The organism is Streptomyces javensis (assembly GCF_039525925.1).
GTDB classification, from domain to species: Bacteria; Actinomycetota; Actinomycetes; order Streptomycetales; family Streptomycetaceae; genus Streptomyces; species Streptomyces asiaticus.
On sequence record NZ_BAAAIF010000015.1, the window covers coordinates 26,899 to 49,916 of the forward strand.

22 protein-coding genes are annotated in these 23,018 nt (G+C 71.5%); 17 read left to right on the forward strand and 5 right to left on the reverse strand.

Annotation, left to right across the window (positions count from 1 at the left end):
• Window positions 1-47 precede the first annotated feature (47 nt).
• Complete coding sequence (locus ABD329_RS16045) at window positions 48-941, reverse strand: LysR family transcriptional regulator (protein WP_198281609.1); 894 nt, start codon at window positions 939-941, stop codon at window positions 48-50.
• 93 nt (window positions 942-1,034) lie between these two features.
• On the opposite strand from ABD329_RS16045, the gene ABD329_RS16050 reads away from it, so the two are divergent.
• On the forward strand, window positions 1,035-1,919 hold the full coding sequence (locus ABD329_RS16050; RefSeq protein ID WP_198281610.1) for an alpha/beta fold hydrolase: 885 nt from the start codon (window positions 1,035-1,037) through the stop codon (window positions 1,917-1,919).
• 440 nt (window positions 1,920-2,359) lie between these two features.
• Window positions 2,360-3,328, forward strand: a complete 969-nt coding sequence (locus ABD329_RS16055) for a LysR family transcriptional regulator (protein ID WP_309142884.1) — start codon at window positions 2,360-2,362, stop codon at window positions 3,326-3,328.
• Here ABD329_RS16055 and ABD329_RS16060 read toward each other — a convergent pair.
• Window positions 3,318-3,605, reverse strand: coding sequence for a hypothetical protein (locus ABD329_RS16060; protein WP_198280524.1), 288 nt, complete (start codon window positions 3,603-3,605; stop codon window positions 3,318-3,320). The genes ABD329_RS16055 and ABD329_RS16060 overlap by 11 nt on opposite strands.
• The gene (locus ABD329_RS16065; RefSeq protein ID WP_198280523.1) at window positions 3,602-3,964 is read right to left on the reverse strand and encodes a DUF6247 family protein; all 363 of its coding nucleotides are present in this window, start codon (window positions 3,962-3,964) and stop codon (window positions 3,602-3,604) included. The genes ABD329_RS16060 and ABD329_RS16065 overlap by 4 nt, the downstream gene beginning before the upstream one ends.
• A 242-nt stretch (window positions 3,965-4,206) precedes the next feature.
• On the opposite strand from ABD329_RS16065, the gene ABD329_RS16070 reads away from it, so the two are divergent.
• From ABD329_RS16070 to ABD329_RS16095, 6 genes are all read left to right on the forward strand, one after another.
• Entirely contained in the window at window positions 4,207-5,607 is a 1,401-nt protein-coding gene (locus ABD329_RS16070; RefSeq protein WP_198280522.1) for a nitrate/nitrite transporter, read from the forward strand.
• A gap of 250 nt (window positions 5,608-5,857) precedes the next feature.
• Window positions 5,858-7,024 (forward strand): uroporphyrinogen-III synthase, encoded by a 1,167-nt coding sequence (locus tag ABD329_RS16075; RefSeq protein WP_198280521.1) that lies wholly within the window; start codon window positions 5,858-5,860, stop codon window positions 7,022-7,024.
• A gap of 198 nt (window positions 7,025-7,222) precedes the next feature.
• Window positions 7,223-7,825, forward strand: coding sequence for a CGNR zinc finger domain-containing protein (locus ABD329_RS16080; RefSeq protein WP_344316528.1), 603 nt, complete (start codon window positions 7,223-7,225; stop codon window positions 7,823-7,825).
• A gap of 261 nt (window positions 7,826-8,086) precedes the next feature.
• Window positions 8,087-8,608, forward strand: coding sequence for a sigma-70 family RNA polymerase sigma factor (locus ABD329_RS16085; RefSeq protein ID WP_020870913.1), 522 nt, complete (start codon window positions 8,087-8,089; stop codon window positions 8,606-8,608).
• The gene (locus tag ABD329_RS16090) at window positions 8,605-9,369 is read left to right on the forward strand and encodes an anti-sigma factor family protein (RefSeq protein WP_198281820.1); all 765 of its coding nucleotides are present in this window, start codon (window positions 8,605-8,607) and stop codon (window positions 9,367-9,369) included. Before ABD329_RS16085 ends, ABD329_RS16090 begins: the two co-directional genes overlap by 4 nt.
• 64 nt (window positions 9,370-9,433) lie before the next feature.
• A complete protein-coding gene (locus ABD329_RS16095) occupies window positions 9,434-11,932 on the forward strand; it encodes a HelD family protein (RefSeq protein WP_425574344.1) in 2,499 nt (832 codons plus the stop codon).
• A 287-nt stretch (window positions 11,933-12,219) separates the two neighbouring features.
• Here the strand turns inward: ABD329_RS16095 and ABD329_RS16100 are convergent, their stop codons facing one another.
• Complete coding sequence (locus ABD329_RS16100) at window positions 12,220-12,429, reverse strand: cold-shock protein (RefSeq protein WP_020870916.1); 210 nt, start codon at window positions 12,427-12,429, stop codon at window positions 12,220-12,222.
• Window positions 12,430-12,708: 279 nt separating this feature from the next.
• Between ABD329_RS16100 and ABD329_RS16105 the strand changes: the two genes are divergently transcribed.
• Both ABD329_RS16105 and ABD329_RS16110 read left to right on the forward strand, forming a co-directional pair.
• Complete coding sequence (locus ABD329_RS16105; protein WP_198278549.1) at window positions 12,709-14,130, forward strand: NAD-dependent malic enzyme; 1,422 nt, start codon at window positions 12,709-12,711, stop codon at window positions 14,128-14,130.
• A 255-nt stretch (window positions 14,131-14,385) separates the two neighbouring features.
• Window positions 14,386-14,667, forward strand: coding sequence for an HU family DNA-binding protein (locus ABD329_RS16110; RefSeq protein WP_009717479.1), 282 nt, complete (start codon window positions 14,386-14,388; stop codon window positions 14,665-14,667).
• Between the two features lie 139 nt (window positions 14,668-14,806).
• Here the strand turns inward: ABD329_RS16110 and murA are convergent, their stop codons facing one another.
• Window positions 14,807-16,150 (reverse strand): UDP-N-acetylglucosamine 1-carboxyvinyltransferase, encoded by a 1,344-nt coding sequence (gene murA, locus ABD329_RS16115; protein WP_037954796.1) that lies wholly within the window; start codon window positions 16,148-16,150, stop codon window positions 14,807-14,809.
• A gap of 255 nt (window positions 16,151-16,405) precedes the next feature.
• Here murA and ABD329_RS16120 point away from each other — a divergent pair, with 255 nt between their 5' ends.
• The 7 genes from ABD329_RS16120 (at window position 16,406) to ABD329_RS16150 (ending at window position 22,967) form a co-directional block, all read left to right on the forward strand.
• Window positions 16,406-16,993, forward strand: a complete 588-nt coding sequence (locus ABD329_RS16120) for a YqgE/AlgH family protein (protein WP_044581864.1) — start codon at window positions 16,406-16,408, stop codon at window positions 16,991-16,993.
• Window positions 16,994-17,014: 21 nt separating this feature from the next.
• The gene (locus ABD329_RS16125; protein ID WP_075200572.1) at window positions 17,015-17,302 is read left to right on the forward strand and encodes a DUF3039 domain-containing protein; all 288 of its coding nucleotides are present in this window, start codon (window positions 17,015-17,017) and stop codon (window positions 17,300-17,302) included.
• 147 nt (window positions 17,303-17,449) lie between these two features.
• Window positions 17,450-17,860 (forward strand): recombinase family protein, encoded by a 411-nt coding sequence (locus tag ABD329_RS16130; protein WP_198278548.1) that lies wholly within the window; start codon window positions 17,450-17,452, stop codon window positions 17,858-17,860.
• Between the two features lie 157 nt (window positions 17,861-18,017).
• Window positions 18,018-19,352, forward strand: coding sequence for an extracellular solute-binding protein (locus ABD329_RS16135; RefSeq protein ID WP_198278547.1), 1,335 nt, complete (start codon window positions 18,018-18,020; stop codon window positions 19,350-19,352).
• Window positions 19,349-20,347 (forward strand): carbohydrate ABC transporter permease, encoded by a 999-nt coding sequence (locus ABD329_RS16140; RefSeq protein ID WP_198278546.1) that lies wholly within the window; start codon window positions 19,349-19,351, stop codon window positions 20,345-20,347. The genes ABD329_RS16135 and ABD329_RS16140 overlap by 4 nt, the downstream gene beginning before the upstream one ends.
• Window positions 20,344-21,213, forward strand: coding sequence for a carbohydrate ABC transporter permease (locus tag ABD329_RS16145; protein WP_198278545.1), 870 nt, complete (start codon window positions 20,344-20,346; stop codon window positions 21,211-21,213). Before ABD329_RS16140 ends, ABD329_RS16145 begins: the two co-directional genes overlap by 4 nt.
• Before the next feature lie 98 nt (window positions 21,214-21,311).
• Window positions 21,312-22,967 carry a beta-N-acetylhexosaminidase gene (locus tag ABD329_RS16150; protein WP_198278544.1) on the forward strand — a complete coding sequence of 552 codons (1,656 nt, stop codon included), beginning with the start codon at window positions 21,312-21,314 and terminating at the stop codon, window positions 22,965-22,967.
• Window positions 22,968-23,018 lie beyond the last annotated feature (51 nt).

Consider the following 23,018-nt stretch of genomic DNA (forward strand, 5'->3'; position numbering starts at 1 on the left):
TGGCGTTGACAAAACGGACGGGAGTGGGCGTGCGCCGGGCGGCGGTGTCAGCCCTTGTGGATCTGGCGCACCGTGCGGAGGAAGGCGCCCAGGACGCTCGGGACCGGGCCGCAGCGGTGGGCGAGGTGGAACTCCAGCCCGGCGGCGGCCGGTTCCAGCGGCAGCAGGGTCACCCCGACGTGCCGGAAGCGCCGCATCCCCGCCGGTCCGATGCCGATGCCGAGCCCGCAGGCGACCAGCCCCAGCAGGGTGTGCAGATTGTGCGCCTCATGCGCGATCCGCGGCTCGACCCCGACGTCGCGGCACACCGCGAGCGCCACATCGGCGGCGGCGGGCTCGGCCTGCCGCGAGGAGAGGATCAGCGGCTCGCTGTCCAGCGCCCGTACGGGCACGGCCGCGGCGCTGGTCAGCGGGTGGCCGGACGGCACCGCCGCCACCAGGGTCTCCCGGCCCAGCGGCAGGCTGGTCAGCCGCCGCCGGGCGGCCGCGGGCGGCGGGCCGCAGATGACCCCGGCGTCCAGGCTGCCGTCCAGCAGCGCCTCGATCTGCCGGGCGCTGGGGAGTTCCCGCAGCTCCAGCCGGACCTGCGGACGGCGGGTCCGGAAGGCGGTGAGCACCTCGGGCAGCACGGCGGCCAGCGCGGTGCCGAGGAAGCCGATGGCGAGCGAACCGGTTTCGCCCCGCCCGGCGTCGGCCGCGTCCCGTACGGCGAGGTCGAGGTGGTCCAGCACCTGCCGGGCCCGGGCCAGGAACGCCTCACCCGCGGCGGTGGGCCGCACCCCGTGCCCGGTGCGGTCGAAGAGCCGTACGCCCAGCTCGGTCTCCAGCGCCTTGATCTGCTGGGACAGCGGGGGCTGCCGGATGCCCAGCGCGGTGGCGGCGCGGCCGAAGTGGGCGTGCTCGGAGAGGGCGAGCGCGTAGCGGAGATGGCGCAGCTCCATAAGGGCCAAGCCTATATCCGATCGCGAATAATCCCTTCACGTCTCATATATCAAAGAGGAAAGCATCGTCGCGCCGGTGTTCGACTGGCCCGCATGAGCGAAACGCTGGAACACCGCGAGACGACGATCGAAGGCGTACGGCTGCACTGGGTGCGGGCGGAAGGTCCGGGGACCCCCGTCGTGCTGCTCCACGGCTGGCCGCAGACCTGGTACGCCTGGCGCAAGGTGATCCCCGAACTCGCCCGCCACCACGAGGTGTTCGCGGTGGACCTGCCGGGCCTGGGCGACTCGGGCTCCTCCCCGCACGGCCACGGCGTCCGGATCGCCGCCGATCTGCTCGACGCCTGGCGTGCCGAGCTGGGCCTGGACCGGGTCCATGTCGTCGGCCACGACCTGGGCGGCCCCATCGGCTACGCGTGGGCCGCCGCCCACCCCGCCCCGGTCCGCAGCTTCACCCTGCTCGCCGTGCCACTGCACGGCTTCGGGCTGAGCGAACTGATCGCCCGCGCCGGGCTCTGGCACTTCGGCTTCTTCTCGGTGCCCGGCCTCGCGGAGCGGCTGGCGGAGGGCCGGGAGCGGATCCTGCTGGAGCACTTCTACGGGCATGCCCTGGAGGCCGGGGCCATCCGCCCCGCCGATGTCGACACTTATCTGCGCAGCTACACCCGCCCGGGCCGGCTGGCCAACGGCTTCGCGTACTACCGCAACGCCCCCGCCGATACCGCCGCCCTCACCGAACTCGCCCGCACTCCGCTCCCGATGCCCACCCTGGCCGTCGGCTGCGGCCGGGCCGGCGGCCCGGCCCCCGTCCACAGCCTCGGCCAGGTCGCCCCGGCGACCCGCGGCGCCGTGATCGACGACAGCGGCCACTTCCTCCCCGAGGAACGCCCCGGCCCCCTGCTGTCTGTGCTCAGGCCCTTTCTGGCGGAGGCGGACGCGTCGGAGGGCGGTCCTCGCCGCTTTGGCGCTTCGGGGTGATCGCCAAGCAGTGATCTGAAGCAGGCGCGGACTCACGCGGTGGCCTGCCGGGCCTCGTTCGGGCGGCGCTCGATCTCCACCTCGCCGGCCCAGATGGTCAGCCATTGGCGGATGGGACCGAGGCCGGGAGCGTCAGTCTCGCGACGGCCTGGGGTCGCGTGGCCGGGATGTCGGTTCGGCCGCGCGGGTGCGGTTCTGGACTCGCAGTCGTCGGGCGAGGGCCGCGAGGGCCGTGAGCGGGGAGCGGCGGCGTGGTGGGGTGGTGCCGGGGCGGGAGGGGCGGGGGACGACGGGGCGGGAGGCGAGGAAGAGGATCACGTCACTACGGTCCCGGGCCCGGCCGGGGGCGGTCCAACACCTGATCGGGGGCCATTCACGCATCTCTGTTGTCAATGCTTGGGCGGGTGGGGATCGGGGGCCGTGTCGGCCACCATGTGCGGGTGAACCGGGACATCGAACCGCGCCTGCTGCGCGCCTTCACCGCCGTCGCCGACGAGCTGCACTTCACCCGCGCCGCCGCCCGCCTCTACGTCGCCCAGCAGGCACTCAGCCGCGACATCCGGCGCCTGGAGCGGGAGTTGGGCGCGGAGCTGTTCGTCCGTACCACCCGCCAGGTCGCCCTCACTGCCGCGGGCGAACGGCTGCTGCCGCACGCCCGGCGGGTGCTCCAGGCCCAGGACGATCTGGCGGCGGCCTTCAGCGGGGCCGAGCGCCGTCCGCTGCTGGTGGACGTGAGCGCCCCGGTGACCACCGGAAGCCAGGTGCTGGCGGAGGCGCGGCGCCGTATCGGCCCCGAGACCGAGCTGGTGGCCCGCTTCCACAGCGGGCTGGCCGGGGCCGCCGCCGAACTCCTCGCCGGACGCCTCGACGTCTCCTTCGGCCGGGCCCGCGGCCTCGACCCCGCCGTGCTCGCCCGGCTGGACCACCGGCTGATTCGCTATGAGCGCATCGCCGTGGTGCTGCGCGAGGACCACCCGCTGGCCCGGCTCGAGGAGATCCCGCTGGCCGCACTCGCGGGCGAGACCCTGTACGCGGCGGCGGGCAACGACACCACCACCGAGTGGACGGATCTGGCCGCCCAGCTCTTCGCGGGGCGCGGGATCGCGATGGCGGAACCGTTCCCGGAGATCGACGGGGACGAGGAGTTCATCCGGGTGGTGACCAAGCGCCGCTGGTCGGTGCTGGCCAGCGAGGTGTTCACCCACCTGCCCGGCGCGGTGCTGCGGCCCCTCGCCGAGCCCGTTCCGCTCTCACCGGTCTCCATCGTGTGGCGCAAGGGCCTCGTCCACCCCGGCCTGGACGCCCTCCACGCGGCGGCCCGCGCGCTCGCCACGACGTCCGGCTGGCTCCACCGGCCACCGGGTGCGTGGCTGCCGCGTCCTGAGGCGGGCGCGATGTTCAGAGATTGACGCGGTTGACGTAGACGCGCTTGCGATGCGGAATCACCTGATACCAGACGAGCATCGTCTCGACGCTGTACGTGCGCAGACGATGGGGTTCGGGGTCGTCATCGAGGAGACCGTCCGGGCCGAGCCCTTGGGCCGCGAGATCGGCCAGAGCGCTGCCGATCACCTCGACCGCGCACCGGTCCGTGTCCTTCATGCCGCCGACTACCCACTCGGCGTCGGGGTTGTACTCCCAGGCCCAGCCGGCGGTGTCCTCGACGCCTTCGCCGCGTGTGTTCACCCGGCGGCCCCGGTCTCGGCGGACGCCTCGCGGAGAATGCGGGCGATGGTCCGTTGCGCAGCCTGGAACTCCTCTTCCGTGGCCTGCGGATCGCCGGTGACGCGCTCCGCCTCGCGCATGGCGTGGAACCTGCCGGGGTGGCGTTCGATCGCGACGACGGTCGCCCACTTCTCCAGGAACAGCCGCATCGGCGTGGTCGAAGCGGTCTGCACGGCGCGGTCGAACGCCTCACCCAGCTCACGGTCGAACTCGGCGATGCGCGTGAGGTCGAGCCGCTTGACCGCTTCCCGCAAGGCGTCCCGCGTCATCGGCGGCTGCGGGGTGACGGGCACGTGCGAATGATCCGGCTGGCTGCTCATGCGATCCTCCGGCGGGGCGGGGCGGGCGGTGCACCGCGTACGGTACCGGGCGATACCGCACGTCGGGTACGCGATGGCCATGACTCCACCGCATGAGACCGCGTGACGGAGCCCCGGGCATCCCCTCACCGCCACCCGGCCCCCCTGGTGAGAGCAAGGTTTCGTCCGCGTCACCTGCCGCCACAGCCCGGAAATCCGCCGTCCCTACCGTCTGTGGCGACACCGAGAACTGTGGAGGCGTGATGACTGCCCCGACCACCACCGCCACGCGCAAAGGGGGCCGCTGGATCGAGCAGTGGGACCCGGAGGACGAGAGGTTCTGGAGGGAGAAGGGCGAACGGATCGCCGCCCGGAACCTGGTCTTCTCCATCCTCTCCGAGCACATCGGGTTCTCCATCTGGAGCCTGTGGTCGGTGATGGTGCTGTTCATGGGGCCGGAGTACGGCGTCGACCCGGCCGGGAAGTTCTTCCTGGTCGCGATGCCCACCCTGGTGGGCGGGGTGCTGCGGGTGCCGTACACCTTCGCCGTCGCGCGGTTCGGCGGGCGCAACTGGACGATCGTCAGTGCGGGGATGCTGCTCGTGCCCGCGATCACCGCCGCCGTGGTGATGGAGCCCGGGACCTCGTACACCACGTTCATGGTGGTCGCGGCGCTCACCGGGGTCGGGGGCGGCAACTTCGCCTCGTCCATGACCAACATCAACTCCTTCTACCCGCTGCGCAGGAAGGGCTGGGCGCTCGGCCTCAACGCGGGCGGCGGCAACATCGGCGTGCCCGTGATCCAGCTGATCGGGCTGCTGGTGATCGGCACCGCCGGGGCGGCCCAGCCGCGGCTCGTGCTCGCCGTCTACATCCCGCTGATCGTCGTCGCGGCGGCGCTCTCGGCGATGTTCATGGACAACCTGGCGCCGGTGCGCAACGACGCCGGGGCGGCCAAGGAGGCGGCGCGGGACGCCCACACCTGGATCATGTCGCTGCTCTACATCGGCACCTTCGGGTCGTTCATCGGCTACAGCTTCGCCTTCGGCCTCGTGCTCCAGAACCAGTTCGACCGCACCCCGCTCCAGGCCGCCTCGCTCACCTTCATCGGCCCGCTGCTCGGCTCGCTCGTCCGTCCCGTCGGCGGCCGGCTCGCCGACGCCCACGGCGGCGCGAGGATCACGCTGTGGACTTTCGCCGCCATGGCCGCCGCGACTGTCGTGGTCGTCTACGCCTCCGCGCAGAAGTCGCTGGCCGTCTTCCTCGTCGGCTTCATCGCCCTCTTCGCCCTCAGCGGGCTCGGCAACGGCTCCACCTTCAAGATGATCCCCGGCATCTTCCAGGCGAAGGCCGTGGCCCGCGGCCTGACCGGCGAGGAGGCCGCGGCCTACGGGCGGCGGCTGTCGGGCGCGGCGATGGGGCTGATCGGGGCGGTCGGCGCGCTCGGTGGGCTCGGGATCAACCTCGCCTTCCGGGAGTCGTTCGCGAGCGCCCACTCCGGGACCCCCGCCTTCGTCTCCTTCCTCGGGTTCTACGCGGTGTGCTCCGCGGTCACCTGGGCCGTATACCTCCGTGGCGCCCGCCGCCCGGCGACGGTGTCCGCCGCGCAGGCGGGTGCGCACGATCCGCGGTCGGAGCGGCAACCCGCCTACGCGGACGTCTGAGCGGGGCGCCCATGGGGCTCCGGCGGCCATGGGGCTCCCGGCGCCCCGAGGGGCTCCGGGCGCCCCGAGGGGCTCCGGACGTCCCGGCGGTTCGGGGCGTACGGTCGGCCGGGGAAGCCCTCGGCCGTCCAGTCCGTTACGCCTGGGAAACCTCCGTGAACCGCCACCGACACGGGACGGCGACAGGATGCGGAACCGAAGGCGCCCATACACGAGTGAATCGGGAGATCGGGAGATCGGGACGAGAGCCATGCACCGAGAACAGACCGGAGCCGAGGGCGACGAGGTGCCCGTCGGCCCTCTCGCCGGATTCACCGTGGGGGTCACCGCCGCGCGCCGCGCGGATGAGCTCGGCGCCCTGCTGCGGCGCCGCGGCGCGGAGGTGATGTACGCGCCCGCGCTGCGGATCGTGCCGCTGGCCGACGACTCCGAACTCCTCGCCGCCACCAAGCAGTTGATCGACAGCGCACCCGATGTCGTGGTCGCCACCACCGCCATCGGCTTCCGCGGCTGGGTCGAGGCCGCCGACGGCTGGGGCCTGGGCGACGCCCTGCTCGACCGGCTGCGCGAGGTGCGGCTGCTGGCCCGCGGGCCCAAGGTGCGCGGGGCGATCCGGGCCGCCGGGCTGACCGAGGAGTGGTACCCGGCCTCCGAGTCGATGGCCGAGGTGCTCGAGCGGCTGCTGGAGGAGGGCGTCGAGGGGCACCGCATCGCCGTCCAGCTGCACGGTGAGCCGCTGCCCGGCTTCGTCGAGTCGCTGCGGGCCGGGGGAGCGGAGGTGGTCGGGGTGCCGGTGTACCGCTGGATGCCACCGGAGGACATCGGGCCGGTGGACCGGCTGCTGGACGCGACGGTGGCCCGGGCGCTGGACGCCGTCACCTTCACCAGCGCGCCCGCCGCCGCGAGCCTGCTGGACCGGGCGGAGCGGCGCGGGATGCGCGAGGAGCTGCTGGACGCGCTCCGCCATGATGTGCTGCCCGCGTGTGTCGGGCCGGTCACCGCGCTGCCGCTGGAGGCCCATGACATTCCCACCTCCCAGCCCGAACGGTTCCGGCTCGGGCCGCTTGTGCAGCTGCTGACCGCGGAACTTCCGGGGCGGGTGCGGCCGTTGCCGGTCGCCGGGCGGCGGCTGGAGATCCGTGGCCACGCGGTGGTCGTGGACGGGGAGCTGCGTACGGTGCCGCCCGCCGGGATGGCGCTGCTGCGGGCCCTGGCCCGGCGGCCCGGCTGGGTCGTGGCGCGGTCGGAGCTGCTGCGGTCGTTGCCGGGGGCGGGGCGTGATGAGCACGCGGTGGAGACGGCGATGGCTCGGCTGCGGACGGCTCTCGGCTCGCCGAAGCTGATCCAGACGGTGGTCAAGCGGGGGTATCGGCTGGCGCTCGATCCGTCTGCCGACACGAAGTACGCGGGCGAGTAGCTGTTCTGTCGGCGGGGCTCCGCCCCGGGCCCCGCCGGGGCTCCGCCCCGGACCCCGCTCCTCAAACGCCGGAGGGGCTGGGTTGCCGGAGGGGCTGGGTTGCCGGAGGGGCTGGGTTCGAGGGGTTACGGGTCATACGCGGGGCGGGCACTCTGAGGGGTGACCGGATCGGGCCTTCCCCGAAGGGGTGACGGGAACATGGCGTCGGCGTCGGCCTACGACCTGCGGTTCGACTCGGGGCGGATCTGCCTGGACCTGGTGGCCACGGTCGGCGGTCGGCTCAGCGAGGCGCCCGTCGAACGGCTCGGCGGGGTGGAGCCCCTCAGGGCGTGGCTGCTGGGCGCCGGGCTGGTGCCCGGCGGCACCTCGCTCGAGGCCGTGGACCACCGCTGGCTCGTCCGCTTCCGGGCCGCCCGCGACCTGCTGCACCGCATCGTCCACACCGAGGTCGAGGGCCATGCCGCGGCCGCCGATCTGGAGCGGATGAACGCGCTGGCCGCCACCGCCCCGCCCGCCCTGCGCGCCGTACGGACCCCCGACGGCGCCTTGGTGAGCGCCCTCGCGGGGAAGCCGGACTGCGGCGCTCTGCTCTCCCAGATCGCCCGGGACGCGGTGCAGCTGCTCACCGACCCGGTGGCGCGCGGGCAGTTGCGGCGCTGTGCGGGGGAGACCTGCTCGCTGGTCTACCTCGACACCTCGCGCGGCCGCCGACGCCGCTGGTGCTCCAGCGAAGTGTGCGGAAACCGCGAGCGAGTTGCCCGTCACCGCCGTCGCGTAAACCCGAGCATCAGCAAAGCATGAGCGATATTCAGTCATGACCCGGACATGACGCAGGCCCCGGATGGGGGGACCGGGGCCTGCGGGGCGGATTTGGGGAGGGAGCCCTTCCTGGTGGCCGGCGCCCGCCCGGCGTCGGCCTTACTCGGACTCAAGTACGCACCGCACAGCGGGAGATGTTCAGCCCGGGAATGGGATGTACATCACACGGCGGTCGATGAACGCCGAGCGTTTCCAGCCCGTACCCCCCTCGACCCGGCGGCTTGCGTACGCAAAGATGCCCTCGTGACCGAGAGGACGACACCGGACGACGCGCTCATGCGCGCGCTCTACGCGGAGCACGCAGGCCCGCTTCTCGCCTTCGTCCTGCGCCTGGTCGCGGGCGACCGGCACCGCGCCGAGGACGTGGTCCAGGAGACCCTCCTGCGCGCCTGGCGCAACGCCGACCAACTGCGGCGCTCCGGAGGATCGGTACGGCCCTGGCTGGTGACCGTGGCCCGCCGCATCGTCATCGACGGCCACCGTCAACGCCGCGCACGTCCCCACGAAGTGGACGCGGCGCCGCTCCATGTGATGCCCGCCGCGGACGACATCGACCGCGCATTGCGCCAGATGACCATTTCTGACGCGCTGAATGACCTCACCGATGCACATAGAGCGGCGCTCGTCGAGACATACTTCAAGGGACGGACGGTGAGTGAGGCGGCCGAAGTGCTGGGCGTTCCCGCCGGGACAGTGAGGTCCCGGGTCTTCTACGCGCTGCGCTCCCTGAAGCTTTCGCTCGAGGAACGGGGGGTCACGGCATGATGCCGGCAGCGGACGACCAGCAGCACACCGCGGTCGGCGCCTATGCGCTCGGGGTGCTCGACCCCGCCGACGCGGCGCGCTTCGAGGACCACCTCATCGGGTGCGAGCGGTGCGCCGCCGAGCTCGACGAGCTGATGGGCCTCCCGCCGCTGCTGGCCGAGTACGCCACCGCCGCCGACGGCACCGCGCTCCCGGATCCGGCGGTGGTCACCGCCCGCCCGGGGCCCGAGCTGCTCGACCGGCTGATGGACGACGTCGCGGTGAGCCGAAAAGCCTCCGGCAGAAGGCGGCTCTTCCTCGTCGCCGCGGCCGCCGTCCTCATCGTCGGCGGCCCGCTCGCGGGAGCGGCCATCACCGCGAGCTCCGACGACGACGGGGGCAAGGGCCAGGTGGCGGCCTCCTCCTCCAAGCAGGTGTACGACCAGGGCCAGAAGTTCAGCGCGGTCGACCCCGTCACCAAGGTGGACGCCTCCGTCTCGCTCCAGCAGAAGGGGTGGGGCACCTCCGTCGCCCTCAAGCTGGGCAACCTCAAGGGGCCGCGCACCTGCGACCTGGTCGCCATCGGCAAGGACGGCCACGAGGAGACCATCACCACCTGGGCCGTGCCCACCTCGGGCTACGGCGTCAAGGACGGGGACGGCTCCCGCTGGAGCAAGGAGCCGCTCTACGCCCAGGGCGGCGCCGCCATGAACACGAACGACATCGAGCGGTTCGAGGTCCGCACCCTGGACGGCCAGCGCCTGGCCCAGGTCAGGCTCTGAGAAACCCCCTCCCCTTCAGGTGTACGGTTGACGGCTGCCCTTAAGAACACAGAAGGGGGCCTGGGTGGCCGCGCAGAACGCCACGCATGACGACCGGACGGCACCGCGGGGGGACCGCGGTGACGGGGTCCGGGACAGCGAGATCCGGATCGAGCAGGCGCATCTGGACCGGGTGTACCACCGCCTCGCGGAAAAGATCCACGAGGCGGAGTTCCTCATGGACGACGCCGCCAAGCGCGGTCAGGTCGGCACGCCCGGCGCGCTCGCCGAACGGGACGCCCAGGTCTTCCGGGCCGGTGTGCATCTCAACCGGCTGAACAGCGAGTTCGAGGACTTCCTCTTCGGCCGCATCGATCTGCTGCCGGGCAAGGACGGCCAACGCGGCCCGGACGGCGCCTACACCTCCGTGGAGCCGGCCGACGACGCCATCCGCACCGGCCCGGACGGCGACCGCGCGGAGATCGCCGAAACGTTGCACATCGGCCGCATCGGCGTCCTGGACGCCGACTACGCCCCGCTGGTGATCGACTGGCGGGCGCCCGCCGCCGCGCCCTTCTACCGCTCCACCCCGGTCGCCCCCGGCCGGGTCGTCCGCCGCCGGGTGATCCGCAGCAAGGGCCGCCGGGTGCTCGGCGTCGAGGACGACCTGCTGCGCCCGGAGCTCAGCGCCACCCTCGACGGCGGGGCGCTGCCGGTGGTCGGCGACGGCGCGCTGATGGCCGCGCTCGGCCAGGCCCGCGGCCACACCATGCGCGACATCGTGGCGTCCATCCAGGCCGAGCAGGACCAGGTGATCCGCGCCCCCGCCGCCTCCATCACCGAGGTCGAGGGCGGCCCCGGCACGGGGAAGACGGCGGTCGCGCTGCACCGCGCGGCGTACCTCCTCTACCAGGACCGGCGGCGGTACGCGGGGGGCATCCTCGTGGTCAGCCCCACCCCGCTGCTGGTCGCCTACACCGAGGGCGTGCTGCCCTCGCTGGGCGAGGAGGGCCAGGTGGCCATCCGGGCGGTGGGCTCGCTGGTGGAGGGCGCCGAGGCCACCACGTACGACACCCCGGCCGTGGCCCGCGTCAAGGGCTCGTCCCGGATGGTGAAGGTGCTGCGCAAGGCCGCCCGCGGCGCGCTCGAGCTGCCGCGCGGAGCCGGTGCCGGGCCGGCCACGTCATCGGCCGTGTCCTCGGCCCCGCCGTCCTCCGACAACGGCCAGCTGACGCTGGACGGGGCGCTGGACGGCGCGCTGGACGCCGGCGGCGGCAGACCCGGCGCGGGCTCCGGGTCCAGACCCGGCGGTCCGCCCGAGCGGCTGCGCGTGGTCGCCTTCGGCGCCCGGATCGAGCTGGGCGCCGAAGAGCTGCGCACCATCCGCGGACACGTGCTGGGCGGCACCGCGCCCGTCAATCTGCTGCGCCCCCGCGCCCGCCGGCTGCTCCTGGACGCGCTGTGGACCCGCTCCGGCGCCCCCGGGCGGTACACCGACCCCGAGCTGGCCGCCGAGGCGCGGGAGGGCTTCGACGAGGACATCTCCTCCGAGGACTCCTTCCAGGAGTTCCTCGACGACTGGTGGCCCGAGCTCACCCCCCGCTCCGTCCTCGCCGCCATGGCCGATGAGAAGCGGCTGAACCGCTGGTCACGGCGGGTGCTCAACCCCCGCGAGGTCCGTCAGGTGGCCCGCTCGCTGGCCCGGCTCGGCCCGGACGGGCAGGGCCCGCTGTCCGTCCACGACGTGGCGCTGCTGGACGAGCTGACCACCCTGCTGGGCACCCCCGCCCGCCCCGCCGCCCCCCGCGAGGCCGATCCGCTGGACCAGCTCACCGGTCTGGACGAGCTGACCACGTACGCCGACCGGGTCAGCCCCCGCCGCAGCCGCGCCGAGCGGGCCGAGCGGGAGCGCGCCGACTACGCCCACGTGATCGTCGACGAGGCGCAGGACCTCACCCCGATGCAGTGGCGGATGGTCGGACGGCGGGGCCGCCACGCCACCTGGACGGTCGTCGGCGACCCCGCGCAGAGCTCCTGGTCCGACCCGGACGAGGCGGGGCAGGCCCGGGACGAGGCGCTCGGCAGCCGCCCGCGCCGCCGCTTCACCCTCACCGTCAACTACCGCAACCCGGCGGAGATCGCCGAGCTGGCCACCAAGGTCCTCACCCTCGCCATGCCCGGCACCCCCGCCCCCGAGGCGGTCCGCTCCACGGGCGTGGCGCCGCGCTTCGTACCGGGCGCGGACGGCGGCCTCGGCGCGGCCGCGCGCCGCGAGGCGGTCCGGCTGCTGGACGAGGTGGACGGCACCGTCGGCGTCGTCGTCGCGATGAACCGGCGCGCCCAGGCCCGTCAGTGGCTGGCGGGCCTGGGCGACCGGGTGGTGGCGCTGGGCAGCCTGGAGGCGAAGGGACTGGAGTACGACGCGACGGTCGTGGTCTCGCCCGCCGAGATCGCCGACGAGTCCCCGGCGGGGCTCCGGGTGCTGTACGTGGCGCTCACCCGCGCCACCCAGCGACTGACGGTCGTCTCGGGCGACCGCGACGAGCCGGACGGCGACGCCGTCCCGGACCTGCTGCGGGACTGACCCTTTCTGAGGCCCTTTCTGAGGCTCGGTTCCCCCCCCCAGCCACCGCTGGGAGGTGCCCCCTGCCGGAAGACCCAAGTGCCCGGCGTTCCGGGACGCTCCAAAATCCACCCCCGGGAGGGGAATCCCTTCCCGGGCCTGTTTGTTAGCCTTGATGTGGCACCGGCTCGATCCAAGCCCCCGGGCCCAACCTTCGTCGCTTCGAGCGACCACTTGCCGCGAGGCGAGCATGGCGGGTCGGTGCCACCTTTCATCTTTCTTCCGTGAGGGGTCCGCGCCCGGCGGCGTCAGCCGCCCAGGACGCGGACCTCTTCCGCTTGGGGGCCCTTGCGGCCCTGCACGATCTGGAATTCGACCCGCTGCTCGTCGACCAGGCTGCGGTAGCCGCTGCCGTCGATCGAGCTGTAGTGGACGAAGACATCCGGTCCGCCGTCCTCCTGGGCGATGAAGCCGTAGCCCTTCTCGGCGTTGAACCACTTCACGGTGCCCTGAGCCATGCCCGCGCTCCTCGTTGTCTCTTCCTCGACGTCCTTACGACGCTGTAGCGCGCCAGAGCCTAGGGCGGCGGCTGCGGCGGACGGCCCGCCTCGCCAGGCGTTCCCGCGAAGGAGTGGGGCTTTCCACTCGCCTGACCCCACTCTGCTATGTCAGAACAATATGTCCGAAAGTCGGGCCGGGTTACCCCGTACCCAGAGGTAGGTGTAACCATCTGAGGACGTGGCCCGGTATCCCGCGGCCCCGACAGCATGAACAAGGGAAAGCAGAGGAAGCAGGCCATGGCAACGGCGCCCAGCGTCTCGTACTCGATGACGGTCCGGCTGGAGGTGCCCGCGAGCGGTACCGCGGTCAGCCAGCTGACCACGGCCGTGGAGTCCTCCGGTGGCTCGGTAACGGGCCTCGATGTGACCGCGTCCGGCCACGAGAAGCTCCGTATCGACGTGACCATCGCCGCGACCTCGACCGCGCACGCCCAGGAGATCGTGGAGAAGCTGCGGGGCATCGAGGGTGTCTCGCTCGGCAAGGTCTCCGACCGTACGTTCCTGATGCACCTCGGCGGCAAGATCGAGATGTCGTCCAAACACCCCATCCGCAACCGTGACGACCTCTCCATGGTCTACACCCCGGGCGTGGCCCGGGTCTGCCAGGCCATCGCGGACAACCCCGAGGACGCCCGCCGTCTCACCATCAAGCGCAACAGTGTGGCGGTCGTCACCGACGGCTCCGCGGTGCTGGGCCTCGGCAACATCGGCCCCAAGGCGGCCCTGCCGGTCATGGAGGGCAAGGCGGCCCTCTTCAAGCGGTTCGCGGGCATCGACGCCTGGCCGCTCTGCCTGGACACCCAGGACACCGACGAGATCGTCGCGATCGTGAAGGCCATCGCTCCCGGCTTCGCGGGGATCAACCTGGAGGACATCTCCGCCCCCCGCTGCTTCGAGATCGAGGCGCGGCTGCGCGAGGCCGTGGACATCCCGGTCTTCCACGACGACCAGCACGGCACCGCGATCGTGGTGCTGGCGGCCCTCACCAACGCGCTGCGGGTGGTCGACAAGAAGGTCGAGGACGTGAGGGTCGTCATGTCCGGCGCGGGCGCCGCCGGCACGGCCATCCTGCGGCTGCTGATCGCCGCGGGTGTGCGGCACGCGGTGGTGGCCGACATCCACGGTGTGGTGCACGCCGGACGCGAGGACCTGGTCTCCGCCGACCCGGAGTCCCCGCTGCGCTGGATCGCGGACAACACCAACCCGGAGGGCGTCACGGGCACCCTGCGCGAGGCCGTGCGGGGCGCGGACGTCTTCATCGGCGTCTCGGCCCCGAACGTGCTCTCCGGCGACGACGTGGCCGCCATGGCGGACGGCGCGATCGTCTTCGCACTGGCCAATCCGGACCCCGAGGTGGACCCGGCGATCGCCCGCCAGACCGCGGCCGTGGTCGCCACCGGACGCTCGGATTTCCCGAACCAGATCAACAATGTCCTGGTGTTCCCGGGCGTTTTCCGTGGTTTGCTGGACGCGCAGTCGCGTACGGTGAACACCGAGATGATGCTGGCTGCTGCCGGTGCGCTCGCCGATGTCGTCCATGACGACGAGCTCAATGCCAACTACATCATTCCGAGCGTCTTCAACGACAAGGTCGCGGGGGCGGTCGCCGGGGCCGTGCGGGACGCGGCCCGCGCTGTGACCGGTACCACTGCGGTCTAGGCGGGGTACGGCGCGTCGCGCGCTCCGGGGTCCCGGAAGCGGCCATAGGGTGGCGGGCAGGAAAACGACCGCCACGGCGCTTTTCGTGTGACTCTCCAGGGCTCCGGATTGGCATTCCCGCCACAGGTGGGGGCAGGATGCGTTCCGGGCGCGAGGGTCTGAACAGCAGACCCGGGTCCGGGGACTGTCCGAGGGCCCTGGCAGCATCGGCTTCGATCTCACGCCTCATTGGCAAGATGAACACGGGAGTACAACATGAACCGCAGTGAGCTGGTGGCCGCTCTGTCCGAGCGCGCCGAGGTGACCCGAAAGGACGCCGACGCCGTGCTGGCCGCCCTCGCCGAGGTGACTGGTGAGGTCGTCGCGAAGGGCGACGAGAAGGTCACCATCCCCGGCTTCCTGACCTTCGAGCGCACCCACCGTGCCGCTCGCACCGCGCGCAACCCGCAGACCGGTGAGCCGATCGAGATCCCGGCCGGCTACAGCGTGAAGGTCTCCGCGGGCTCCAAGCTCAAGGAAGCCGCCAAGGGCAAGTAAGCCCCCGCGAACGAGAGGGGCGGCCACCCGGCAGGGTGGCCGCCCCTTTGGCGCTCCTACGGGCCCTGAGGCCCGCCTACGAGCCTCTACGAGGCCCTTCGAGGCCCCACGGAGCCTCCGTGCGGCCCCCACGGAGCCCCTACACGGCGTTGCCGCCGCCCGGGAGCTCGACCTTCGCGCCGAGCTCCACGAGCTTCTCCATGAAGTTCTCGTAGCCGCGGTTGATCAGGTCGATGCCGTGGACCCGCGAGGTGCCCTGGGCGGCCAGGGCCGCAATCAGGTAGGAGAAGCCGCCGCGGAGGTCGGGGATGACCAGGTCGGAGCCCTGGAGCTTGGTGGGGCCCGAGACGACCGCGGAGTGCAGGAAGTTGCGCTGGCCGAACCGGCACGCCGAGCCGCCCAGGCATTCGCGGTAGAGCTGGATGTGCGCGCCCATCTGGTTGAGCGCCGAGGTGAAGCCCAGCCGGGACTCGTAGACCGTCTCGTGGACGATGGACAGGCCGGACGCCTGGGTCAGGGCCACCACCAGCGGCTGCTGCCAGTCGGTCTGGAAGCCGGGGTGGACGTCGGTCTCCAGGGCGATCGCGTTGAGTTTGCCGCCCGGGTGCCAGAACCGTATGCCCTCGTCGCCGATGTCGAAGGCGCCGCCGACCTTGCGGTAGGTGTTCAGGAAGGTCATCATCTCGCGCTGGCGGGCGCCGCGCACGTAGATGCTGCCCTCGGTGGCCAGCGCCGCGCTGGCCCAGGAGGCGGCCTCCAGGCGGTCCGGGAGGGCGCGGTGGTTGTAGCCGCCGAGCTGGTCGACACCGGTGATCCGGATCGTGCGGTCGGTGTCCATGGAGATGATGGCGCCCATCTTCTGCAACACGCAGATGAGGTCCTCGATCTCCGGCTCGACCGCCGCGTTGGAGAGTTCCGTCACACCCTCGGCGAGCACCGCCGTCAGCAGCACCTGCTCGGTGGAGCCCACCGATGGGTACGGCAGCCGGATCTTGGTGCCGCGCAGCCGGTGCGGGGCCTCCAGGTACTGGCCGTCCGCCCGCTTCTCGATCGTCGCCCCGAACTGGCGCAGAACGTCGAAGTGGAAGTCGATCGGCCGTCCGCCGATGTCACAGCCGCCCAGGCCCGGGATGAAGGCGTGGCCGAGGCGGTGCAGCAGCGGGCCGCAGAAGAGGATCGGGATCCGCGAGGAACCTGCGTGTGCGTCGATGTCGGCGACATTGGCGCTCTCCACGTGCGTGGGATCGAGCACCAGCTCACCGGACTCGTCACCGGGGCGCACCGTCACACCGTGCAGCTGGAGCAGCCCGCGCACCACCCGCACATCGCGGATGTCTGGGACGTTGCGCAGCCTGCTGGGCGCACTGCCGAGCAGGGCGGCCACCATGGCCTTCGGCACGAGGTTCTTCGCGCCGCGGACACGGATCTCGCCTTCGAGCGGGGTGCCGCCATGGACGAGCAGGACATCGTTCGAGCGGGTCATCTGGTCTCGCGTTCCTGAGACGGGCAAGGGCCAAAAGGCACAGGGGCCAAAGGGCAAGAGTAATAGCCCCGGAGACCGCCTCCGTAAGGCTCTTGCACCCTTTGCGTCACCCCGTAGGCGACACAACACGTTCCGTTCCGGTCGAAAGGCCCACAGTCACGTGCGCCGCATCTGCTGTCTTGCGCCCCGACCTGCTCTCATACGGGACTCGACTTCCACTCCCCCTCCGGCCCGGATATGGGGGATCATGTGGCCATGACCGAGGTGTCCTCGCTCACAGGACGGCTGCTTGTCGCGACACCGGCGCTTGCTGACCCGAATTTCGACCGTGCGGTGGTGCTTCTCCTCGACCATGATGAGGAGGGCTCGCTCGGCGTGGTCCTGAATCGCCCGACCCCGGTGGGGGTGAGCGACATCCTGGAGTCGTGGGCCTCGCTGGCCGGGGAGCCGGGGGTGGTCTTCCAGGGCGGTCCGGTTTCGCTGGACTCGGCGCTGGGCGTGGCCGTCGTACCGGGCGAGTCGGGCCGGTCCTCGGCGCGCAGTGAGGACGGGCCACTCGGTTGGCGCAGAGTGCACGGCGCCATCGGCCTGGTGGACCTGGAGGCGCCGCCGGAGCTGCTGGCGGCGGCCGTGGGCTCGTTGCGCATCTTCGCCGGTTACGCGGGCTGGGGGCCCGGTCAGCTGGAGGACGAGCTCGCCGAGGGCGCGTGGTACGTGGTGGAGTCCGAGCCGGGCGATGTGTCCTCGCCCGCCCCCGAGCGGCTGTGGCGGTCGGTGCTGCGCCGCCAGCGCAGTGAGCTGGCCATGGTCGCCACGTATCCGGACGACCCTTCTCTCAACTAGGCATGAGTACCCTAGGGCTGTATGAGCACTCTTGAGCCCGAGCGCGGGGCAGGCACGGGGACCCTCGTTGAGCCGACACCGCAGGTGTCGCACGGTGACGGCGACCACGAGCGCTATGCCCACTATGTACAGAAAGACAAGATCATGGAGAGTGCCCTCTCCGGATCTCCCGTCGTCGCACTCTGCGGCAAGGTCTGGGTCCCGGGTCGTGACCCGAAGAAGTACCCGGTCTGTCCCATGTGCAAGGAGATCTTCGAGGGCATGGGCGCCGGCGGCGACAAGGGCAAGGACGGCGACGGCAAGAAGTAGCCGGTCCGTCGGCCCTGGGCGCTGACGAGAAGCCCCGCGCGAACAGACGGCACGCCCGGCCCGCGACCCCGAGACGGGGTCGCGGGCCGGGCGTGCCGTGCCTTGTGCGCCCTGCCGCGCGCCCGACGGCCCCAGTAGGGTCGGCCCATGAGCGGGCGTACGGAGAACGGGGCGGCGCGGGCCGCCTATCTGGTGTTCGGGGCGCGTGAGGTCGACGAGCCCGAAGCGGAAGGCGCCAGCGCCTACTGCCAGTTCGAGAAGGACTGGGACGCCCAGCTGGAGCGGTGCGAGCGGCTGGCCGCCGAGCGGGGCTACCGGCTCTCCGGCGGCTGCGTGATGTCGGTCGCCCAGCCGACCCTTCCCAGGCTCCTGGAATGGGCCGAGGACCCGGGCGCCGAGGTGGTGCTGGTGGCCAGCGACCGCGTTCTGGAGCGGTTCCGGAAGACCTGGCCGGACTGGGACCGGGTGGTCGAGCGGCTGGCGGAAGCGGGTGCGCGGGTAGAGGCCGTGCCGTATGTTGAACCCGCCTATCCGGGCGAGGAGTTGTCTCGTCGCTAGCGCGAATTCCCTTTTGTCGCGGAGTGGTTCGGCTCGCTGTATCACGAAGTGGTTCAGACCTCTTGTGGGGTCGCTCAAGGTTCCCTAGCCTCACGCATATTGTGCTGAGCGAAACATGCGTTGCATTACATGCAACGCCAAATGTTTAAGGGTCCTTATGAAGTCGTCCCATCTCGCTGTTTCCCGGCTGTCCTCCCGCGTCACCGTGCCCGTGGTGGCACTCGCCCTGGCGGGGCTGGCCATGACCGGATGTGCACCCTCCACCTCCGACAACAGCTCCAAGGAGGACGAGAAGAGCGGCAAACTGCGTGTCTGGCTCTTCCAGGAGGTCAATAACGCGCCCAAGAAGAAGGTGATCGACGCGGCGGTCGAGGGCTTCGAGAAGGAGCACGACGGAACCGACGTCGAGGTGACCTACATCCCCGTCGACACCCGGGCGCAGAAGATCAAGGCGGCTTTCAACGACCCCAAGAGCGCTCCCGACGTCATCGAGTTCGGCAACACCGACACCGCCGGCTACGTCAAGGACGGCGGGCTGCTGGACGTCAGCAAGGAGATCGGCGCCTGGGGCGACTCGACCAATATCGACCCCACCGCGAAGTACTCGCTGACCATCGGCGGCAAGGTCTACGGCGCCCCGCTCTTCGTCGGCGTACGGGCGCTGTACTACCGGACGGACGTCTTCAAGGAGCTCGACCTGGAGCCGCCGACCACCCAGGACGAGTTGATTGCGACCGCGAAGAAGATCCGCTCGGAGCGGCCGGATCTGTACGGTCTCGCGGTCGGTGGCGCCTACACCTACGGCGCGATGCCCTTCATCTGGGCCAACGGCGGCGACCTCGCCGACGAGAAGGGCAAGTTCGGCTCCAACGAGTACGAGGCGGCCATCGACAGCGCCGACGCCCAGAAGGGCGTGAAGGCGTACACCTCGCTCTTCGGCAACGACAACTGCCCGGCCGCCAAGTGCGCACAGTGGGGCGGCAACGACACCGTAGAGGCGTTCGCCTCGGGCAAGGCGGCCATGGCGATCGGCGGCGACTTCAGCCGCCAGGCCATCGAGGCGGGCAAGGCCAAGGGCAAGTACAAGGTCGTGCCGCTGCCGGGCGTGAAGAAGGGCGACATCGCACCGGCCTTCGCGGGCGGGAACAACCTCGGGGTGCTCAAGAGCACCTCGCACCGCACGATCGCGGTGGACCTGCTCAAGACGCTCGCCGGGAAGAAGACCCAGCGCGAGCTCTACGACGCCATGGGCTTCCTGCCCACCTTCACCGATGTGCGCGGCGAGGTCGCCCACAAGGACGCCTTCGTCAAGCCCTTCGTGAAGACCCTCAACGACAGCGCCAAGTTCGTGCCCGCCTCGCCCGGCTGGGCGGCCATCGACGCGCAGCTCGTCCTGCCGACCATGTTCCAGGAGATCGTCAGCGGCCGTAAGAGCGTGCCCGCCGCCACCCAGGACGCCGCGAAGAAGATGGACGAGGCATTCGAGCAGTGAGCGCCGGCACCGCACAGCACGCCCGGCGAGCCCCCGCCAAGGGCCGCCGTTCCCGGCCGGGGTCCACCGTCCCGGCCGGGCGCCGATCCGGGAAGGGCCCCCGGCGCGGCACCTGGACCCCCTGGCTCTATCTCGCCCCGGCGCTCGTCGTTCTGGGCGGGCTGCTCGTCTACCCCATCTACCAGCTCGGTCTGATCTCCTTCCTGGAGTACACCCAGGCGCAGGTCAGCGGCGGTGAACCGACCACCTTCCAGGGGTTCGCCAACTACGCCGAGCTGTTCGGCGACAGCGAGTTCTGGAACGTCGCCGTCGCCACCCTGCTCTTCGCCGCCGTCTGCGTGGTGTCCACCCTCGCGGTCGGCTGTGCGCTGGCGGTGCTGCTGACGCGCGTACGGGCGATTCCGCGGCTGGCGCTGATGCTGGCCGCGCTCGGCGCCTGGGCCACCCCGGCGATCACCGGCTCGACGGTCTGGGTCTTCCTCTTCGACCCCGACTTCGGACCGGTGAACAAGGTCCTGGTGTGGTTCGGCCTCTCCGGTTTCGAGGACTACTCCTGGACCTACGACCGCTACAGCGCCTTCGCCCTGGTGCTGTTCGAGGTCGTGTGGTGTTCGTTCCCGTTCGTGATGGTCACCGTCTACGCGGGCATCCGGGCCATCCCCACCGAGGTGCTGGAGGCCGCCGCCCTGGACGGCGCCTCCACCTGGCGGATCTGGCGCACGATCATGGCGCCGATGCTGCGGCCGATCCTCGTCGTGGTGACCATCCAGTCCATCATCTGGGACTTCAAGGTCTTCACGCAGATCTACGTGATGACGAACGGCGGCGGGATCGCCGGCCAGAACATGGTGCTCAATGTGTACGCGTACCAGAAGGCGTTCGCGTCCTCGCAGTACAGCCTGGGTTCGGCGATCGGCGTGGTGATGCTGCTGATCCTGCTGGCCGTCACGCTGGTGTATCTGCGGCTGCTGCGACGCCAGGGAGAAGAACTGTGAGCCACTCGCGCGTCTCGCTGCGCATCCGCCGTCCCTGGCGCTTCGCCGCCGAGGCCACCGCCCTGGTCGTGGCCGCCGTGGTGGCCTTCCCGCTGTACTGGATGGTGCTCTCGGCCTTCAAGCCGGAGGGGGAGATCCAGTCCACCGAGCCCCGGCCGTGGACGGGGTCCCCGTCGCTGGACTCCTTCCGGCGCGTCTTCCAGCAGGAGGACTTCGGGCGCTACTTCCTCAACAGCCTGTTCGTGGCCGGGGTGGTGGTGGTCGCCTCGGCGCTGATCGCCTTCCTGGCGGCCACCGCGGTCGCCCGCTTCACGTTCCGGTTCCGCACCACACTGCTGATCATGTTCCTGGTCGCCCAGATGGTGCCGATCGAGGCGCTGACCATCCCCATGTTCTTCCTGATGCGCGATCTGGGGGAGTCGGTGCCGGGAGTGGGGCTCAACACCCTGGGGTCGCTGATCCTGCCGCACATCGCCTTCTCGCTGCCGTTCGCCATCTGGATGCTGCGCGGCTTCGTCAAGGCGGTGCCCGAGGCGCTGGAGGAGGCGGCCTATCTGGACGGGGCCAGCCGCTCCCGCTTCCTGTGGCAGATCCTCTTCCCCCTCGTCTTCCCCGGACTCGTGGCGACGAGCGTCTTCTCCTTCATCTCCGCCTGGAACGACTTCCTCTTCGCCAAGTCCTTCATCATCAGCGCGACCGAGAACTCCACCCTTCCGATGGCGCTGCTGGTCTTCTTCAAGGACGAGGGGAACGACTGGGGAGGGATCATGGCGGCGTCCACCGTCATGACCATCCCGGTGCTGATCTTCTTCGTGCTCGTCCAGCGCCGGCTGGTCTCCGGGCTCGGCGGCGCGGTGAAGGACTGACGGGGACGACGAGCACTGACGAGCACTGACGAGCACTGACGAGGACCGTAAGAGCTGACGATGGGCCGACAGCCGACGATGCGCCGACAGGGGAGCAGATGACTCACGACGCCGCGGGGCTGATCCCCGCGCCCCGCCATGACCAGAGCCGTCCCGGCCGCGCGGGCGCGCGGATCCACCCGCGGCGCACCGCCCTGGCCGCCGGGCCCGGTACCGAGGGGGTGGCGCGGCTGCTGCGCACCACCCTCGGCCAGGCGCTCGGCCTGTCCCTGCCGGACGGCGAGCCCGGCGGCGACGACACCATCAGCCTGCGGATCGACGCCGCGCTGGAGCCCGAGGGCTACCGGCTCACCGTGGCCGACGGCCGGGTGGAGATCGCGGGCGGCACGGCCGCGGGCGTCCACTGGGGCACGCAGACCCTCCGTCAGCTGCTGGGCCCCGACGCCTTCCGCCGCGCCCCGTTCCGGGGCGCGGAGACCGGCTGGGAGCTGGCGGAGCGGACGGTCGAGGACGCGCCGCGGTTCGCCTGGCGCGGGCTGATGCTGGACGTGGCCCGCCACTTCATGCCCAAGGACGGCGTGCTGGCCTATCTGGACCTGCTCGCCGCCCACAAGCTCAATGTGTTCCACTTCCATCTCACCGACGACCAGGGCTGGCGCGTCGAGATCCGCCGCTACCCGAGGCTGACCGAGGTCGGTGCCTGGCGCGAGCGCACCAAGCTGGGCCACCGGGCGTCCCCGCTGTGGGACGAGCGGCCGCACGGCGGCCACTACACCCAGGACGACATCCGCGAGATCGTCGCCTACGCCGCCGAGCGGCATATCACCGTCGTGCCCGAGATCGACATCCCCGGACACTCGCAGGCCGCCATCGCCGCGTACCCGGAGCTGGGCAACACCGATGTCATCGACACCGCCTCCCTCGGAGTCTGGACCACCTGGGGCATCAACCCGAACGTACTCGCCCCCACCGACAACACGCTCCGCTTCTACGAACACGTGCTGGAAGAGGTCCTGGAGCTGTTCCCCGGCGCCTTCGTCCACATCGGCGGCGACGAGTGCCCCAAGGACCAGTGGAAGGCGTCCCCGGCCGCCCAGGAGCGCATCCGCGCCCTGGGCCTGGCCGACGAGGACGAGCTCCAGAGCTGGTTCATCCGCCACTTCGGCCACTGGCTCGCCGAGCGCGGCCGCCGGCTGATCGGCTGGGACGAGATCCTCGAGGGCGGCGCGCCCGACGCCCCGCTGCCCGAGGGCGCCGCGGTCTCCTCCTGGCGCGGCTACGCGGGCGGGATCGCCGCCGCGCGGGCCGGCCACGACGTCGTCATGTGCCCCGAGCAGCAGGTGTACTTCGACCACCGGCAGGCCCCGGGCGAGGACGAGCCGGTGCCGATCGGCTACGTCCGCACCCTGGAGGACGTCTACCGCTTCGAACCGGTTCCCCCGGAGCTCACCGGCGTAGGAGCGGACCGGGTGCTGGGCGCCCAGGCCAATGTCTGGACCGAGGTGATGGAGGACCGCAGGCGGGTGGACTACCAGGTCTTCCCCCGGCTCGCCGCCTTCGCCGAGGTCGTCTGGTCGGCACTGCCGCCGTCTCCCGAACGGGACTTCGAGGCGTTCCAGGGGCGCATGGAGGCACATTACGCGCGCCTGGACGCGCTCGGCGTGAGCTACCGCCCGCCCGCCGGGCCGCTTCCCTGGCAGCGGCGCCCCGGCCTTCTCGGACGCCCGCGCGAGGGGGCGCCCCCGATCGTGTGAGCCGCCCGTAAGGTGCGCACCGCGCTTCCCCGCCCCTGGGAGCGTAGTCCC